Origin of the sequence: Phytohabitans flavus (assembly GCF_011764545.1) — a bacterium.
GTDB lineage: Bacteria > Actinomycetota > Actinomycetes > Mycobacteriales > Micromonosporaceae > Phytohabitans > Phytohabitans flavus.
This window is the reverse complement of record NZ_AP022870.1, coordinates 7,306,177-7,322,355: the sequence shown is the minus strand read 5'-3', so window position 1 is coordinate 7,322,355 and position 16,179 is coordinate 7,306,177. Positions and strand designations below refer to the sequence as shown.

The 16,179-nt window shown below is 68.9% G+C and carries 15 protein-coding genes and 1 tRNA gene; 7 read left to right on the top strand and 9 right to left on the bottom strand.

Translation table 11 applies throughout. The features are described 5' to 3' along the window. Positions 1 to 183 precede the first annotated feature (183 nt). Together Pflav_RS32190 and Pflav_RS32185 are read left to right on the top strand one after the other, a co-directional pair. Complete coding sequence (locus Pflav_RS32190) at positions 184 to 1,449, top strand: aspartate kinase (protein ID WP_173040567.1); 1,266 nt, start codon at positions 184 to 186, stop codon at positions 1,447 to 1,449. A 2-nt stretch (positions 1,450 to 1,451) separates the two neighbouring features. Next, positions 1,452 to 2,510, top strand: coding sequence for an aspartate-semialdehyde dehydrogenase (locus Pflav_RS32185; protein ID WP_173040566.1), 1,059 nt, complete (start codon positions 1,452 to 1,454; stop codon positions 2,508 to 2,510). An 18-nt stretch (positions 2,511 to 2,528) separates the two neighbouring features. On the opposite strand, the gene Pflav_RS32180 is transcribed toward Pflav_RS32185, so the two are convergent. Continuing rightward, on the bottom strand, positions 2,529 to 3,161 hold the full coding sequence (locus Pflav_RS32180; protein WP_173040565.1) for a class I SAM-dependent methyltransferase family protein: 633 nt from the start codon (positions 3,159 to 3,161) through the stop codon (positions 2,529 to 2,531). 131 nt (positions 3,162 to 3,292) lie between these two features. Here Pflav_RS32180 and Pflav_RS32175 point away from each other — a divergent pair, with 131 nt between their 5' ends. Continuing rightward, a complete protein-coding gene (locus Pflav_RS32175) occupies positions 3,293 to 5,617 on the top strand; it encodes a right-handed parallel beta-helix repeat-containing protein (RefSeq protein ID WP_173040564.1) in 2,325 nt (774 codons plus the stop codon). 22 nt (positions 5,618 to 5,639) lie between these two features. Here Pflav_RS32175 and Pflav_RS32170 read toward each other — a convergent pair whose 3' ends face one another. From Pflav_RS32170 to Pflav_RS32155, 4 genes are all read right to left on the bottom strand, one after another. Continuing rightward, on the bottom strand, positions 5,640 to 5,969 hold the full coding sequence (locus Pflav_RS32170) for a hypothetical protein (protein ID WP_173040563.1): 330 nt from the start codon (positions 5,967 to 5,969) through the stop codon (positions 5,640 to 5,642). 101 nt (positions 5,970 to 6,070) lie between these two features. After that, positions 6,071 to 6,931: a G1 family glutamic endopeptidase gene (locus tag Pflav_RS32165; RefSeq protein WP_173040562.1), complete on the bottom strand. Its 861-nt coding sequence runs from the start codon at positions 6,929 to 6,931 to the stop codon at positions 6,071 to 6,073. A gap of 341 nt (positions 6,932 to 7,272) precedes the next feature. Continuing rightward, positions 7,273 to 7,349: transfer RNA gene (locus Pflav_RS32160), tRNA-Pro, on the bottom strand. A gap of 57 nt (positions 7,350 to 7,406) precedes the next feature. Beyond that, positions 7,407 to 8,309: a metallophosphoesterase gene (locus Pflav_RS32155; protein WP_173040561.1), complete on the bottom strand. Its 903-nt coding sequence runs from the start codon at positions 8,307 to 8,309 to the stop codon at positions 7,407 to 7,409. Positions 8,310 to 8,334: 25 nt separating this feature from the next. On the opposite strand from Pflav_RS32155, the gene Pflav_RS32150 reads away from it, so the two are divergent. Then, a complete protein-coding gene (locus Pflav_RS32150; RefSeq protein WP_173040560.1) occupies positions 8,335 to 8,790 on the top strand; it encodes a GatB/YqeY domain-containing protein in 456 nt (151 codons plus the stop codon). 82 nt (positions 8,791 to 8,872) lie between these two features. On the opposite strand, the gene Pflav_RS32145 is transcribed toward Pflav_RS32150, so the two are convergent. Further along, entirely contained in the window at positions 8,873 to 11,302 is a 2,430-nt protein-coding gene (locus Pflav_RS32145) for a penicillin-binding protein (RefSeq protein WP_173040559.1), read from the bottom strand. A 435-nt stretch (positions 11,303 to 11,737) separates the two neighbouring features. Here Pflav_RS32145 and Pflav_RS32140 point away from each other — a divergent pair, with 435 nt between their 5' ends. Beyond that, on the top strand, positions 11,738 to 12,034 hold the full coding sequence (locus Pflav_RS32140; RefSeq protein WP_173040558.1) for a WhiB family transcriptional regulator: 297 nt from the start codon (positions 11,738 to 11,740) through the stop codon (positions 12,032 to 12,034). On the opposite strand, the gene Pflav_RS32135 is transcribed toward Pflav_RS32140, so the two are convergent. The 3 genes from Pflav_RS32135 to Pflav_RS47655 are packed head-to-tail and all read right to left on the bottom strand — an operon-like array spanning position 12,021 to position 15,379. Then, the gene (locus Pflav_RS32135; protein WP_173040557.1) at positions 12,021 to 13,169 is read right to left on the bottom strand and encodes an ArsA family ATPase; all 1,149 of its coding nucleotides are present in this window, start codon (positions 13,167 to 13,169) and stop codon (positions 12,021 to 12,023) included. The genes Pflav_RS32140 and Pflav_RS32135 overlap by 14 nt on opposite strands. Before the next feature lie 23 nt (positions 13,170 to 13,192). Beyond that, positions 13,193 to 14,170: an ArsA-related P-loop ATPase gene (locus Pflav_RS32130; protein WP_173040556.1), complete on the bottom strand. Its 978-nt coding sequence runs from the start codon at positions 14,168 to 14,170 to the stop codon at positions 13,193 to 13,195. A 33-nt stretch (positions 14,171 to 14,203) separates the two neighbouring features. After that, positions 14,204 to 15,379, bottom strand: coding sequence for an Rv0361 family membrane protein (locus tag Pflav_RS47655; RefSeq protein ID WP_173040555.1), 1,176 nt, complete (start codon positions 15,377 to 15,379; stop codon positions 14,204 to 14,206). Positions 15,380 to 15,520: 141 nt separating this feature from the next. Here Pflav_RS47655 and Pflav_RS32120 point away from each other — a divergent pair, with 141 nt between their 5' ends. Continuing rightward, entirely contained in the window at positions 15,521 to 15,682 is a 162-nt protein-coding gene (locus tag Pflav_RS32120) for a DUF4177 domain-containing protein (protein ID WP_173040554.1), read from the top strand. Beyond that, positions 15,679 to 16,137, top strand: a complete 459-nt coding sequence (locus Pflav_RS32115) for a RidA family protein (protein ID WP_173040553.1) — start codon at positions 15,679 to 15,681, stop codon at positions 16,135 to 16,137. The genes Pflav_RS32120 and Pflav_RS32115 overlap by 4 nt, the downstream gene beginning before the upstream one ends. Positions 16,138 to 16,179 lie beyond the last annotated feature (42 nt).

Here is a 16,179-nt window from a genome sequence, read left to right as displayed (position 1 = left end):
AGTGGAGCGGGTGACACGCCGGGCGCGGGCGTCCCCCTCCCGCCGCATGTCGGCCGGATGCTGGGATCGCGTGTTCGTGCCGTCACAGGCCGCCGGTAACCTGGTGTCGTCTTACGCGGCGCCGCCGGCCTCGGACCGGCGGCGTTGGCACGTAGCGGGCGATGTGGAAGGAGCGAGACTGTCGTGGCACTCGTCGTGCAGAAGTACGGCGGTTCATCGGTCTCGGACGCGGAACGGATCAAGCGGGTCGCGGAGCGGATCGTGGCCAACCGCAAGGCGGGCGACGATGTCGTCGTGGTCGTTTCAGCGATGGGTGACACGACCGACGAGCTGCTTGACCTGGCCCACCAGGTGAGCCCGGTGCCGGCTGGACGCGAGCTGGACATGCTGCTGACCTCCGGTGAGCGCATCTCGATGGCACTGCTCGCGATGGCGATCCACAACCTCGGCTTCGAGGCCCGGTCGTATACGGGCTCACAGGCTGGTGTGATCACCACATCGGTCCACGGCAAGGCGCGGATCATCGACGTGACGCCGGGCCGCCTGCGTAGCGCGCTCGACGAGGGCGCGATCGCGATCGTCGCCGGCTTCCAGGGCGTCTCGCAGGACACCAAGGACATCACCACGCTGGGGCGGGGCGGCTCCGACACGACCGCGGTGGCGCTGGCCGCCGCGCTGCGGGCGGACGTCTGCGAGATCTACACAGACGTCGACGGCATATTCACCGCAGACCCCAGAATTGTTGCCAACGCCCGTCACATCAAGCAGATCACGTACGAAGAGATGCTGGAACTGGCCGCGTGTGGCGCAAAGGTGTTGCACTTGCGCAGCGTGGAGTACGCGCGGAGGGCGGGGCTCCCGATCCATGTCCGCTCGTCGTACTCCCAGAACACCGGCACCATGGTCACCGGATCGATGGAGGACCTTCCTGTGGAGCAAGCACTGATCACCGGGGTCGCTCACGACCGGAGCGAGGCGAAGATCACGATCGTCGCCGTTCCGGATGAGCCCGGCGCGGCCGCCCGAATCTTCCAGACTGTGGCCGATGCCGAGACCAATCTCGACATGATCGTGCAGAACGTCTCCACAGAGGGCACCGGCCGCACGGACATCTCGTTCACGCTGCCGAAGGCGGACGGACCCACCGCGATGGCCGCGCTGAGCAAGATCCAGGAGACGGTCAAGTTCAAGGGCCTGCTGTATGACGACCACGTCGGCAAGGTGTCGCTGGTGGGAGCCGGGATGCGATCCCACCCGGGTGTGGCGGCCAAGTTCTTCGCGTCGCTCGGCGAGGCCGGCGTCAACATCGAGATGATCTCCACGTCGGAGATCCGGGTTTCCGTCGTCTGTCGCGACACCGATCTGGACGCCGCCGTGCGCGCTGTGCATGCCGCGTTCGACCTGGGTGGTGCGGAAGAGGCAGTCGTGTACGCCGGGACGGGGAGGTAGGCATGGCGATGCCCACGCTCGCGGTCGTCGGTGCCACCGGTGCGGTCGGTACCGTCATGTGCGACCTGCTCTCCTCCCGGCGCAACGTGTGGGGCGAGATCCGCGTCGTCGCCTCGTCCCGTTCGGCCGGTCGCAAGGTGCAGTGCCGCGGCGAGGAGTTGACCGTCCAGGCCCTGACGCCGGAAGTGTTCGACGGCGTCGACGTGGCGATGTTCGACGTGCCCGACGAGGTCTCGGCCGAGTGGGCGCCGATCGCGGTGTCGCGCGGCGCGGTCGCGGTGGACAATTCCGGCGCCTTCCGGATGGACAAGGACGTGCCGCTGGTCGTCCCCGAGATCAACCCGGAGCAGTTGCGAAACCGAAAGAAGGGGATCGTCGCCAACGCCAACTGCACCACGCTCGCGATGATCGTGGCCATCGCGCCGCTTCACCGTGAGTACGGCCTGCGCGAGCTTGTGCTCGCCTCGTACCAGGCGGTTTCCGGCGCCGGGCAGGTCGGCGTCGACACGCTGCACGACCAGCTGGCGAAGGTCGCGGGTGACCGCGTGCTCGGCTCGCGTCCGGGCAACGTACGGCAGGCGGTCGGCGACGACCTCGGCCCGTTCCCGGCACCGCTCGCGCTCAACGTGGTGCCGTGGGCCGGCTCGCTCAAGGAGGCCGGCTGGTCCTCCGAGGAGCTGAAGATTCGCAACGAGTCCCGCAAGATCCTCGGCCTGCCGGACCTCAAGGTCTCCGCCACCTGCGTGCGGGTGCCGGTGGTGACGGGACACTCCGTGGCCGTACACGCGGTCTTCGGCAGCGAGGTCGACGCCGAGGGCGCGCGCGAGGCGCTGCGCAATGCGCCGGGCGTGATCCTGGTCGACGACCCCGCAACCGGCGAGTTTCCGATGCCGATCGACGCGGTGGGCACCGACCCGTCCTGGGTGGGGCGGCTGCGCCGCTCGATGGACGACCCGCGCTCGCTCGACCTCTTCGTCACCGGCGACAACCTGCGCAAGGGCGCCGCGCTCAACACCGCGCAGATCGCCGAGCTGCTTGCCGCCGAGCTGGCCAGCCGCTGACCAGCCCTTCCGGCAGCGTCATTTCTGAAACGAGAAGAGCCGCTCGCCCATCGGCAGCTCCGTGACGGGTCCGAGGTATTCGTGCACGCCGGCGCCATAGCCAGCGCTGCCGTCGGTGACCCAGATCCGCTGGAAGCCGGCCGCCTCGAACCACTCGCAGATGGTCGGCACGAGGTCGGGTGGCTCGTGGTGCCGGGTCCAGATGACGGTACCGCCGGTGGCGCAGAAGCCGGGCAGGCTGGCGACCGTACGGCGGATGTCGTCGTCACTGATGTTGCCGAAGATGCCGCAGGCCAGCACCAGATCGGCCGGTACCGCGCCGGCGTAGTTGGTCGTGTCGGCGGCGTCGCCGGTCACAACCTCGATACCGCCGAGCCCGCTCTCCCGAGCCGATGCGAGTGCCGCCCGGGCGTTGTCCGGGTCGAGCTCGACAAGGCGCCCGGTGACGTCGTGGCGGCGCGGGTGGTCGGCCAGCACACCGAGGATGTCACGCCCCTGCCCAGCGCAGAGGCTCACGACGCGAATCGGTCCGGGCGGGCGGCGATCGAGCACGATCCGGATCTGGTGCTGGACCATCGCGAGCCGCCTGGACAGCGATGACGACGTGTCCTCGTACGCTTCATGCCACTGGACCCAGTCCTTTTTGGTCATGGCTCGACCCTACGGTCTTTTGGAAATGTCAGCGTTCGCGGTACGAACCGTTCGGCCAGTGACTTACAGCTCTGTGCGCATGTTTTGATCGACGCGACTTCGCCTTCCTTCCTTTGCTCACGGGGACCACCATGCGTACACGCTTCCGTGCCGCCTTGACCGCGATCGCCTTGACCAGCGGCGCCTTGGTGGGCTTCTCCGGCCCAGCACAGGCTGCCGAACCCGCGATCCTCTACGTCAGACAGATGGATCCGAACTGTTTGGACAGTGGTACAGGCGCGCTGGAGCAGCCGTTCTGCACGATTGGCGCGGCCGCCGCGGTGGTAACGGCTGGGCAGACAGTAGATGTAGGCCCCAATCTCTACCGAGAGCGGGTCACCATCGCCAGGTCCGGTGTACCGGGTCAGCCGATCACCTTCCGCGCGGCGGCGGGCAGCGGCCCTGTTCTCCATGGGCCGACCGCGGGCTTCGTGATCGACGGCCAGCACGACATCACAATTCAGGGCATCCGGGTGCTGTACTCCGAAAACGTGCCGGCCATCGACCTCCACAACGCCTCTGGCATCACCATCGACGTCGGTCACATTGGAATGGCGACGAACGCGACCGCGCCAGCGGTCCGTCTTGCCGGTGTCACCGCATCGACCTTGACGGGCTTTGGTGTAAGTGGTCAGGGGCGCCTCACCGGCGTGACCATGGACGGCGCCACGAGCGGCGTCACTATCAGCGGGCTGAGAATGTCGCTCAACCTGCCCTCGGCCGGTGAAGTGGGCGTGGCCATCCAGGTCGACGGGGCGGGCAACAGAGTGCTACGCAACACCTTCGATGGCTTCATGGGCGGTGCGATCGCGGTCGAGTCGGGTGCGACCGACACCGTGGTCGTCAACAACCGCATCAACGCCGGAGGCGGTCACGGAGTCCACAATCGCGGTGCCGCCCATACCGCGATCACCAACAACACGATCCTTCAGCGCTGCCGTGACGGTATCCGGGTCGACGGCGCGTCGGTCCGGGTGTCGGTGCAGAACAATGTGCTCGACTCCAACGGGTCCTCGTCCGACACAAGTTGCGGCTCGGGCAATAGGGGCGGCGCCGAGATCGCCGTGCAGGACGCTGCTGTCCGGGACACCGTGGTCGACTACAACAACACCTACCACCCGTTCGTGCCGGATCAGGCGTACGCCTGGGGTGGCACCCCGATGGGGTTGGCCGCCTTCCGGACCACGTCAGGTCAGGGCCAGCACGACCGGGACGCCTGGTCCAGCAAGGACGTTATCGACTCGGCCAACTCGGCGGCGCCCGGCTACCCGAGCACGGATTTTGCCGGCAATGCCCGGATCGATGATCTCGGCGTGCCGAATACCGGCGCCGGTCTGGTGCCATTCGCCGACCGGGGCATAACTGAGACGCTCCGGGGTCCGCTGGTTCAGGCGACCGTGACGCTGGATGCTGTGGCGAGCACGGTAAAGATCGACGCCAGTAAGTCGGTGCCCGGCACCGTCGCCATCGCCTCCTACACCTTCGACTTCGGCGACGGCACGCGTATCACCCAGACATCACCGATCGCGTCGCACCGCTACACGCAGTGGGGCGACTTCACCGTCGACACTAGGGCCACCGGTGCCGACGGGCGGTATAGCCGCACATCGCAGCAGGTCAGCGTCTTGCGGCCGACTGGCACGTTCGGGCTGCTCTCCATCTACAACCTGCGGTACGTCTACGTCCGCCCCGGTAACACCGACCTCATCCCGGAGGACTCGGGGCTGACCGCGGCCGGGCAGTTCGACGTCGTGGACGCGGGATCGGGGCGGGTCGCCCTCTTCTCCCGCGCGACCGGAAAGTATGTCTCTGACTACACCGCTGGCTCCGGCCGGCTTGAGATGTACCGCATCTTTGCCGGCGACGCGGAACGCTTCACCCTCGTGCGCAACGCCGACGGGAGCATCAGCCTCCAGTCCGGCGCCAGCGGCCGCTACATCAGCATCCTGACGCACGCCGCGCCGTACCTGGTCGCGAACCGGACCGCGATCGGACCGTGGGAAAAGTTCTACCAGGTCAAGGTGACCGACGCCGCCCGCAGTCTGAAGGCCAACGTCAACGGCAAATACGTAGCCGCGGAGAGCGCGGGTGCCAAGCCGCTGATCGCCAACCGGGCGGCCGTGGGTCCGTGGGAGCGGTTCGACATCATCGACCTGGGCAACGAGCAGGTCGCTCTCTTCTCCCGGGCAAACAACCATTTCGTGGTCGCGGAGAGCGCGGGCGCGAAGCCGCTGATCGCCAACCGGGCGGCGGTGGGTCCGTGGGAGCGGTTCAGGTTGGTCCGTAACAGCGACGGTTCTGTGAGCTTCCGGTCCGCCATCAACAGGCGGTACGTGGTCGCCGAAAGCGCCGGGTCGAAGTCGCTGATCGCCAACCGCGTGGCCATTGGTCCGTGGGAGAAGTTCACCCTCGGCTGAGCCGGCGGGCGGGGCGCCCGCGTCAGTGTGGCGTCGTCTGTCTGCCTCGGACGGACCACATGATGCCCGCGATGATGGCGCAGGCGACCCACACCAGGACTGCGAGGACCATGAGACCCTCTTCGATGCTTCCCGTTTCGAACAAGATGTCGCTGACAGCCCCGGTGCCGAAGGTCAACCCGGCGAACAGGTAAGTGGCGGCCGCCCACCGTGGTGCGGCCACCCGCTGCCTCCGCCAGATGATCGCATCGGGCTGATGGCGGCTGCGCCACAGGATCGCGATCGCGATGGTGCCGTTGAGCGCGGCAGCAACGCCGGCGCCGACCGTGATGACGACGTCCAGCGCTCCCATGGGCGCCACGGTAGGGCCCATCGACAAGAAGGTTGGCCCGGGTACCGGGACCGTCCAAGATTTTCTTCGGCGGCCCCGATACCGGCGGGTGTCTTCCCGGCTCAGGAGGCGGCGAAGACGGCCTTGAAGGCGAACTCGTTGATCCGGATCGGCCGGGCCAGCGTGGCGCCGGTGGTCTCGGTCATGGTGATGGCGTCGCCCGCCGTCAGCGAGCGGGTGCCGCTGGTGGTGAAGGCGCTGATCTCGTCGAAGTAGACCGTGCCGAAGCGGGCCAGCGGGTGGACCGGCTGGTTGAGGTCGCCGCGGGTGACGCCCGCGTTGATGGTGACCGCCGGCGGGAAGCCGGTGTTGACCGAGAAGCTCATCGTCTGGCCGCGGGTCTGGTTGGTCAGGAAGTAGGTCGCGGTGCCGGCCCCATTGGTGTCCAGACAGAGCGAGGCGGCGATGACCTCACCCGGCGCGACCGGCAGGTTGACGTTGCCGACGCCCAGCGCCCAGAGCTGGGCGGTCACGTTCTGCGCGGAGTCGACGGTCATCTCGACGTGCACGTCGAGGAAGCCCAGGCCGGCGAAGGTGTGGAAGCGGTTGATACCCAGCGGGCTGGCGGCGAAGCGCAGGTTCGGCACCGTGAAGTTGACGAACAGGGCGGAGAAGGGTGCCGAGAGGCTCGTCAGGTTGTATCCACACGACTCGATGGGCGCCGGGGCCAGAGCGCTCGCGGCCACCGGCTGCTTGTCCGCCGTCGTCGCGTCGAACTCCGCCTCCAGGTGCTCGAAGTCGCGGACGAGGTTGGCCTGGCGCTCCCACAGCGCCGCCATGCCCGGCTGGGTCCGCGGGTCGGGCCGCAGCGGCAGCCCGTAGTGGATCAGGTCATTCTGGCTCGCGGTGAACGGGTCGAAGCCCTTCGGCGGCGCCGGGCAGCGCCGCACGCCCACCTTCTCGCGAGCTAGCTGTTCGGTCATTGTTGACGTTCCCCTCTGATAGCCGACGCGCGGACCAGGTCGGTCCGCGGGTGCCCCCCACCCAGCGCGGCGAGACGCCCGCCGGGCACGGCGTCGAATAAGGGCGCCGGGCCATGCCGACTGATACGCGCGGCCCTGTCAGAACACCGACGGCAACGAGGTGACCGAGGACTTTCCGGACCGCCGTCATGGGCCATAGGCAGGTCTCGACCACGCTCAATCGCTACGCCCACGCGTCCGCGGCAGAGGAGGGAGAAAGCGACGGTTCGAACCCCGGAGCCTGATCGCCCGTGACACGAAGAAAGGCCAGGTGAGAGGTAATCTCGCCTGGCCTTTCGGCATGGTCGGGGTGGCCGGATTTGAACCGACGACCTCTTCGTCCCGAACGAAGCGCGCTACCAAACTGCGCCACACCCCGAGGCAGTGCCCGCGTAATAGTAGCCCACGCCCTCAGCGGGACAAACTCGGTATCGGCTCAGCGCGGGATCAGCGTGAGCAGCGAAGCCTCGGGTGGGCAGGCGAAGCGGACCGGGGCCGTCGGGTGGGTGCCGAGGCCCGCGGAGACGTGGAGCCAGGCGTCGGAGCCGGGCCAGCGGAAGAGGCCCCTCGCCATCGAGCGGGGGAGGTCGCAGTTGGTGACCAGCGCGCCCACGAACGGGACGCGGACCTGGCCGCCGTGGGTGTGGCCGGCCAGGAGGAGGTCGAAGCCGTCGGCGGCCATCGCGTCCAGGACGAACGGCTCGGGCGAGTGGGTCAGGCCCAGCCGGACGTCGACGTCGGCCGAGGCGCCGCCGGCGACCGAGGAGTAGTCGTCGCGTTCGATGTGGGGGTCGTCGACGCCGACAAGCTCGATGAGGCGGCCACCGGCCTTGAGGGTCGTACGGGCGTTGTTGAGATCGGCCCAGCCGCAGCTGACCAGCAGCTCGCGCAGGTCTTCCGAGGGGAGCTCGACGCCGTGGCGGCGGCCGGCGGTGCGTTCGTGCCGGCGGAAGTAGCCGAACGGGTTCTTAAGCACTGGGCCGGTGTAGTCGTTCGACCCGAACACGAAGGCGCCGGGGCGGTCGAGCAGCGGCTGTAGCGCGCGGAGCACACCCGGCACGGCGTCGGGGTGGGCCATGTTGTCGCCGGTGACCACCACCAGATCGGGGTCGGTGCCGGCCAGAGAAGCCACCCAATCCTGCTTGCGCCGCTGGTCGGGCATCATGTGCAGGTCGGAGATGTGGAGGACACGTAGCGGCTCGGCGTCGAGGCCGAGCACCGGCACGTCGTACCGCCGGAGGGTGAACATGTTGCGCTCGATGAGCGAGGCGTATGCCAGCGTGGCGGCGCCGGCGGCGGCCGTCCCCGCGGCGAGTCCGAGCAATGTGCGCTTCCGCATGCCGCCCAGGGTAGTTTGGGCCACCATGGGCACGCTCAAGGACACCCTCACGGCCGATATGCGCACGGCGCTGAAGGCGCGTGACGAGGTCACCACGTCCACCCTGCGGATGGCGCTGGCCGCCGTCGGCAACGCCGAGGTCGCGGGCCAGAGCAAGCGCGAGCTGTCCGACGAGGAGGTGCTCGCGGTGCTCGTCAAGGAGGCGAAGAAGCGCCGCGAAGCTGCCGTCGCGTTCGCCGATGCGGGCCGCGCCGACCAGGCCGCGAAGGAGACCGCCGAGGGCGACGTGCTGGCGCGCTACCTGCCGAAGCAGCTCAGCGATGAGGAGCTGGCCGAGCTCGTCGCGGGGGCGCTCGCCACGGGCGGGTTCAGCGGGATGGGTCAGATGGGCCCGGCCATGAAGGCGGCCCAGGCCGCGGTGGCAGGCCAGGCCGAGGGTGGTCGGGTGGCCGCCGAGGTACGCCGCCAGCTGGCCAGCTGAGCGGCAGCGCGGGGGCGCGCGGGGGCGACAAAGAAAACGGGCGCCGCGAGGGCCTGGACCCTCACAGCGCCCGCTCACAGGGCTAGTCTCTCGGCGGCGGAGGGCCTGGCCGTCCGCCTGGACCTCGACCCGGCGGATTGCCCGGGTTGCCAGGCTGCTGCACGCCCTTGCCGTTGCTTACCTCGATGCTCACGATGCCGCCCTTGATGGTGCGGCCGTCGGGGCTGGTGCCAGCGGCGGTGCCGGCCGGGCAGTTGGAGTCGACCGGCGTCGGGTTGACGAAGACCTCGAAGCCGGCCCCGCGGAGGCGGCCGCGCGCATCGTCGATCGTCTTGCACCTGACGTCGGGGATCGAGCGCTGGTCGCCCTCGACGATCTTGCCGTTTGGCGCCGTGAACTGCTGCGCCGGCTTGCCCTTCATCGCGTCACGCACGGTGCTCCAGACCGCGTCATTGACCTCGTCGTGCGTGAAGCTCGTGCTGGTCTGCGCCCAGTCCGGGTCGGCGATGATGCCGGCCACCATGAGCTGCTTGGTACCGACGATCAGCGAGGCGGTCTTGGCGCTGTCGGTGGTGCCGCTCTTGCCCATGATCGGCTTGCCGATCTCGGTTTTCGCCTGGCGGGCGGTCGCACCGGCACACTTCGACGTCGTGGAGCGGTCGCCAACCGGGCACCGGGCGGCGTCGACCGCGGCGCGCGCTGCCTCGGTCTTGATCCGCTGCTCGCAGCGCGGGTTGGCGATGTCGAGCTTGTTGCCGTCCTGGTCGACGATCTCCTGCACCGGGATCGGCTCGCAGTACTTCCCGTCGGCCGCCAGCGTGGCGTACGCGTTGGCCATCTCGAGCGGAGTGGCCGAGGAGACGCCCAGGGTGAAGGCGCCCCACTGGTCGGCTGCGGCCCGGTTGTTGGCGATCGCGGCGTCGGTGCTGGCCCGGAACTGGATGCCCAGCTTCTTGGCGGTGTCGACCACGTTGGCCGCGCCGGCACGCTCCTCCAGCGGAACGAAGTACGTGTTGATCGACTGGCCGAACGCGGACCACATGTTCATCGGGCCGTAGCCCTTGCGACCGGCGTTTTCCGGGCAGTACTTGTTGGTGCCTTTACAGGCCGCTGGCGAGTTTGAGTCGACGATGTACTTCGACGGGTACGGCGAGACCGTGTTGATGGTGGTCTCCAGCGGGTAGCCCCGCTCCAGTGCCGCCACCATCGTGAACATCTTGAACGTCGACCCGAACTGGTACCCGTTGATGTCACCACCGCCGGTGAGCAGCGGGTTGGTCGTGTTCGGGTACGTGCCGCGGATCTTCTTCTTCGCCTTGGCGGGGTTGGACGAGATCTTGTTCTGCGGATTGGCGGGGTCGTCGAGCTTGAACACCCGGTTGACCGCGAGCGCACGCACCCGTCCGCTGCCCGGCTCGATGCCGGCCAGCATCAGCGCGTTCTTGTTGTTGGACTTGAGGTGCTTGTCGATGTTGGCCTTGGCCACCTGCTGGGTCTTGACGTCCATCGTGGTGACGATGCGGTAGCCGCCGCTCTTGAGCCGCCGCTCCCGGTCATACGACGTCGCGCCGAACGTCTCCTGCTCCATCCACCAGCGGTAGAAGAAGTCGCAGAAGAAGCCCCAGTGGTTCTTGCTGGTGGCGACGCAGCCATTCGGCGTGCGCTTGTCCTTGACCTTGAGCTGCACGGCCTTGGCTGCGGTGGCCTGCTCGGGCGTGATCGCCTGGGTCTCGACCATGTTGTCGATCACGTAGTTACGCCGGTCGAGCGCCTGCGGCTTGCCGGCCGGAGTGGTCGGGTCGAACGCCGAGGGCGCCTTGACCATGCCGGCGAGCAGCGCAGCCTCTTCGATCTTCAGATCGCGGGGGTGCTTGCCGAAGTAGACCTGGCTGGCGGCGAAGATCCCATACGCCCCGCGGCCGAACGGAGCGATGTTGAGGTAGCGCTCCAGGATCTCGTCCTTGGTCATCTCCTTGTCGAGCTGGAGCGCGTACTTCATCTCGCGCAGCTTGCGCGCGTTGGTGTCTTCGGTCGCGGCGACCACGTCCTGCGGGTGGGTCGCCGAATACGCGATCAGCATGCGGACGAGCTGCATGGTCAACGTGGACGCGCCCTGCGTGGTGCTGCCGGCCGAGTTGTTGGCGACGAACGCGCGGGCGATGCCCTTGGCGTCGACGCCGTTGTGCGTGCGGAACGTGTGGTCCTCGGCCGCGATGATCGCTTCCTGCATGATCGGCGAGACGTCCTTGAGCGGGACATCGCGCCGGTTCTCGTCATACATCGTGGCGATCAGCGTCTTGCCGTCGGAGGCGTAGACATAGGTCATTTGCGGCGACCGCTTTACGGTCAGCTCGCTGGGCAGCCGGTCGAAGGTCTCCGCACCAGCCTTGGCCGCCAGGCCCGACATCGCAACCGCGGGGAAGGCTGCGGCGGCCACAACCACGCCCGCCAGGAGCCCGCAGATCAGCAGCGATGCGGCGTTCGCAAAAATGTTGTGATCACGCTTCCGCATCCAGGTCACCTCGTCAGGGTACGGGACCTCGCAACGATCGGCCGTCCCGCGTGCTAGTACCCGCCCGACGCCGAAACTTCTCGGACTTTCGGGCATGTCCTGCGGGCACTGGCCTCGTTGTGCTAGACGCATGACCCCCTGCGTGCGGATGCTTCTGCCGATGTTGAGTCTGACCCACGTGCGGGACACTTAGCTCGCGTTTTCGCAGATCGCCGCCGGGTAAACCAAGGTCCGGTCCGCCCGGAACGACGGACCATCGCTGTTTTGATCTAATTTGCTAGACAACGTTGCGTAATCGGATGACTACAGAGCATGATGGTCCGGCGAGTACTGCACGTCACTCGTTGGGGCTCGGGGGAGTGCCCAGCGAGTGGCCGGGGGGAATCCGGCCGGGCACGGGTCGGGGAAGCGGACTGCAAGGGGGGACGTGGACAGATGGGGATGATCACAGACTGGCCGAGCATGGCAGCGTGCCAGAGTGGTGACCCAGATGCACTCTTCGTACAGGGTGCCGAGCAGAATGTAGCCAAGCGGATCTGCCGCAGTTGTCCGGTGCGCTACGAGTGCCTCGCCGACGCACTCGACAACCGCATCGAGTTCGGTGTGTGGGGTGGCATGACCGAACGCGAGCGCCGCGCACTGCTGCGGCGCCACCCGCAGGTGGACAGCTGGCGGAAGATGTTCGAGGCGGCGCTGCGCGACAAGGAAAAGGTGCTGGTCACGGCCGGCTGAGCGCGTCACCAACCGTACGCAGCCCGTCGACGTCGTGTACGTCGGCGGGCTGCGCCGCTACCTCGACGGTCGGCACCGAGGGGTGGGCGTCGGTGAAGACCGCGGCCACGCGCTGCTCGCGTACCGCCTGCTCGGCCAGCGCCGCGTGGATCCGCAGCGCGTCAGCGGTGGCTTCGTTGCCGCCGGCGCGGTCCAGCTCGTCCGCCGCGGCCAGGCTCTGCTCCGCGGACAGTCCCTCGACGGTCGTGCGGTGTACCCGATTGAGGACCAGCCCAGCAAGCGGCATGCGCTCCTCGCCGAGCCGCTTGGCGAAGTAGGCGGCCTCCCGGACCGCATCCGGCTCCGGCGCCGCGACCAGCAGGAACGCCGTCTCGCGGGCCTGGAGGATGCGGTACGTCTGCTCGGCGCGCTGCCGGAAGCCGCCGAACATCGAGTCGAGTGCGGCGACGAATCCGCCCAGGTCAGTCAACAGCTGCGCGCCGAGCACCTTCTGCACCACCCGGGAGAACATCCCGAGCGAGGCCGTGACCAGGCTGAACATGCTGCGTCCGCCAGCGCGCGCGGGCGCCAGCAGCAGGCGCAGCATGCGACCGTCGAGGAAGCGGGAGAGCCGCGCGGGCGCGTCGAGGAAGTCGAGGGCGGAGCGGGACGGTGGTGTGTCCACCACGATCAGATCCCACTCGCCACGGGCGTGCAGCTGGCCCAGCTTCTCCATCGCCATGTACTCCTGCGTGCCGGAGAACGTCGAGCTCATGGCCTGGTAGAAGGGGTTGGCGAAGATCTCGGTGGCGCGGGCCGGGTCGGTGTGGGCGAGCACGACCTCGTCGAAGGTCCGCTTCATGTCGAGCATCATGGCGTGCAGCTCGCCGCCGCTCTCCTCCGCGTCGATGCCCTTGACCTGCCGCGGTGTGTTGTCGAGCTCGGTCAGCCCGAGCGACTGGGCGAGGCGGCGGGCCGGGTCGATCGTGAGCACGACCGTGCGCCGCCCGTGGCGCTCAGCGGCGCGCAGCGCGATCGCGGCGGCAGTGGTGGTCTTGCCAACCCCGCCTGAGCCGCAGCAGACGATGATCCGCACGCCACGGTCGGCCAGTATGCGATCCACATCCAGCCGCCGGTCCGCGTGATCCGAAGACACCGACTGAGCGTATCCGGGCGCGCTCAATGGGTGCCCAACAAATCAGCCGCCAGGGTGTCCAGGCCGGCACGGTCGACCCCACTGGTCAGTGTGGGCAGCTCCACGATCGGGCGATCCAGCTCCGCCAGCTCCACGCGGAGCGACTCCTCCAACTCGCGGCGGGTGAGGTGGGCCTTCGCCTCGTCGTACAGGCCGGCGACCGTGGCTCGATCGGTAGGCAGTCCGGCCGCGGCCAGCCCGCGGCGCAGCTCGGCCTGGTTGACCTTGGCATCGGCGAGGAGCGGTGGGCGGGTGCCGTTGACGATGACCTTGCCGACCGGGATGCCGAGGCCGTCCAGGTCGGCGATCGCGTCGACCGTCTCCTGTACCGGCATCTCCTCCAGCAGCGTCACCACGTGCACGGAGGTCATCGGGGAGCGGAGGAAGGCGGCCACGTTTTCGCTCTGCGTCTTGATCGGGCCGACCTTCGCCAGCCGGGCCGTCTCGGCGGTCACGTTGAGGAAGCGGCCGATCCGCCCGGTGGGTGGGGCGTCGAGCACGACCGCGTGGTACACCCGGCGCCGCTCGGCGGTGCGGGTCGTGGCCTCCTTGACCTTGCCGGTCAGCAGCACGTCCCGCAGGCCGGGGGCGATCGTGGTGGCGAAGTCGATCGCGCCGAACTTGCGCAGCGCCCGACCTGCCGCACCGAGTCTGTAGAACATGTCGAGGTACTCGAGCAGGGCCAGCTCGGGGTCGACCGCGAGCGCCCGCACCTCGCCGCCGTCCGCGGTTCCGGCGACCTTGCGCTCCTCGTACGGCAGCGGGCCGAGCCCGAACAGCTCGGCGATGCCCTGCCGCCCCTCGACCTCGGCCAGCAGCGTGCGGTGCCCTCCAGCGGCCAGCGCCAGCGCCAAGGCGGCGGCGACCGTGGTCTTACCGGTGCCGCCCTTGCCTGTCACAACATGGAGACGCGCCGGCCAGGCCGGATTGACCTGGCCGGGGACCTGCTCGTTCGCCCGCACAATTCGAGCGTAGTCCGTTCGCCGAGCGGGTGATCAGCCGCCGATCTCGCAGACGAACCAGCCGGTCTTCTGCACGACGGTGAACTTGAGCTGCTGCTCGGCGACCTTCTCGTCGCTGGTGGTCATGGTGATCTTGACCGAGACGCTCGCGCTCTCCGCGTCCTGGTTATCCACCTTCGGCTCTTCCCACTTGTACCGGGGGTTCCTGTACTTCGTGGCGTTGGCCTTGACCTCGTCGACCTTCGTGGTCAGCGCTGCCTCGTCGCGGGACTCGGCGCACACGAGGTTGTTGGCCTTGACCGCGTCCTGGTCGTTGTAGACCGCCTTGAGGAAGTCCTGCACAGCGGCCACCGGCTCGGCGGCGCCGTCGTTGGGCTCGGTCCGCTGCATGAGCAGCACCGCCGCGGTAACACCGCCGCCGCACAGCAGCACGGCGACCACCGCCACGATCGCGAGGATCATCGGCGTACGGGACTTCTTAGGTGCCGGCGCTCCGGGGTAGCCCGGGTAGCCGGGCTGGGCAAGATTCGGATCGGTCGGCGGGTAGCCCGGCGCGCCCTGCGGATACCCGACCGGCGCGTACGGCTGGCCGGAGCTGGGCATGCCCGACGTCGGCTGACCTGGCAGAGGCTGACCCGAGGTCGGCTGCACGTACGGCCCGCCGGAGACCGGAGCCGGGTAGGGCTGGCCGGGCACCTGTTGCGGATAGCCGGGCTGCTCGGGCGGCGGCGCGTACACCGGCTGGCCAGGCTGGGGATAGCCGGGCAGCCCGGACACGGGCTGGCCAGGGATGGGCTGGCCGGGTGCCGGCGGCGCGTAACCGGGAACGGGCGGCGGCCCGGCGACGCCCGGCTGAGGCGCCGGGTAGCCGGGTTGGGGCGGCGGCGGGTAGCCGGGCTGCGCGGCATAGCCGGGGTCGGGCACGGGGTAGCCCGGCTGGGCTGGCGGCGGGGCGTAACCGGGCGCCGGCGGATAGCCAGGTGCGGCGCCGGGCTGGGTGTACGCCGGCGGGTATCCCGGCTGTTGCTGCGGAATCCCCGGCTGCGCCGGTGGCGGCGGCGGCACGATCGGCTGCGCCGGCGGTGGTGGTACAGCTGGCTGCGCCGGCGGATCGGCGGGCGCGGCGGCGAACGGGTCGACCGGTGCCGGATAACCGGGCGCCGGACCTTCCTGCTGCTCTCCGGCGCCACCGTTCGGCGGTTGCGTCATTGATATCCCCCAGGCCCACGGTCACAATGTGCCCGTCAGGGTAGCGCCCGGTGGCGAACGGCCGAAGCCCCGCTGGCCACACGCGCCCCACGCTCCCCGCCCAACGGCGAGCCCTACCAGCGCGCCGGTTAGGGTGCCGGCATGCAGAAGTGGGAGTACGCCACCGTCCCGCTGCTGGTCCACGCGACCAAGCAGATCCTGGACAACTGGGGTGAGGACGGCTGGGAGCTTGTGGCCGTCATTCCGGGCCCCAACCCGGAGCAGCTCGTCGCGTACCTCAAGCGCCCGAAGGGCGCCGCGTGAACGACCCGTACGCGAAGCTGGCCGAGCTGGGCCTCACACTGCCCGAGGTCGTCCCGCCGGTGGCCGCCTATGTGCCCGCCGTGCAGTCGGGCAAGCAGGTGTACGTCTCCGGCCAGTTGCCGATCGCCGAGGGCAAGCTGCTCGCGACCGGCAAGGTCGGTGCGGGCGTCTCCCCGGAGCAGGCCAAGGACCTGGCCGAGCGGTGTGCGCTCAACGCGATCGCGGCGATCGACTCGCTCGTCGGCCTGGAAAACGTGGTGAAGGTCGTCAAGGTGACCGGCTTCGTCGCCTCGGCCGAGGGCTTCACCGGCCAGCCTGGCGTGATCAATGGCGCTTCCGAGTTCTTCGGCGCGGTCTTCGGCGAGGCGGGCCAGCACGCGCGCAGCGCGGTGGGCGTGGCCGAGCTGCCGCTGGGCGCGCCCGTCGAGGTCGAGGTCATCGTCGAGGTCGCCTGAGCACCACCCGCGCGGGCTGAGTTGCGGCACAGGTGTAAGCCG

Bases quoted from the DNA above. Each gene is read 5' to 3' on its own strand.
- Pflav_RS32120 (WP_173040554.1), top strand. From the start codon at position 15,521: ATGCAGAAGTGGGAGTACGCCACCGTCCCGCTGCTGGTCCACGCGACC.
- Pflav_RS32170 (WP_173040563.1), bottom strand. From the start codon at position 5,969: ATGGGAGCGCTGGACGTCGTCATCACGGTCGGCGCCGGCGTTGCTGCC.
- Pflav_RS32150 (WP_173040560.1), top strand. From the start codon at position 8,335: ATGGGCACGCTCAAGGACACCCTCACGGCCGATATGCGCACGGCGCTG.
- Pflav_RS32165 (WP_173040562.1), bottom strand. From the start codon at position 6,931: ATGACCGAACAGCTAGCTCGCGAGAAGGTGGGCGTGCGGCGCTGCCCG.
- Pflav_RS32185 (WP_173040566.1), top strand. From the start codon at position 1,452: ATGGCGATGCCCACGCTCGCGGTCGTCGGTGCCACCGGTGCGGTCGGT.
- Pflav_RS32140 (WP_173040558.1), top strand. From the start codon at position 11,738: ATGGGGATGATCACAGACTGGCCGAGCATGGCAGCGTGCCAGAGTGGT.
- Pflav_RS32155 (WP_173040561.1), bottom strand. From the start codon at position 8,309: ATGCGGAAGCGCACATTGCTCGGACTCGCCGCGGGGACGGCCGCCGCC.
- Pflav_RS32145 (WP_173040559.1), bottom strand. From the start codon at position 11,302: ATGCGGAAGCGTGATCACAACATTTTTGCGAACGCCGCATCGCTGCTG.
- Pflav_RS32175 (WP_173040564.1), top strand. From the start codon at position 3,293: ATGCGTACACGCTTCCGTGCCGCCTTGACCGCGATCGCCTTGACCAGC.
- Pflav_RS47655 (WP_173040555.1), bottom strand. From the start codon at position 15,379: ATGACGCAACCGCCGAACGGTGGCGCCGGAGAGCAGCAGGAAGGTCCG.
- Pflav_RS32180 (WP_173040565.1), bottom strand. From the start codon at position 3,161: ATGACCAAAAAGGACTGGGTCCAGTGGCATGAAGCGTACGAGGACACG.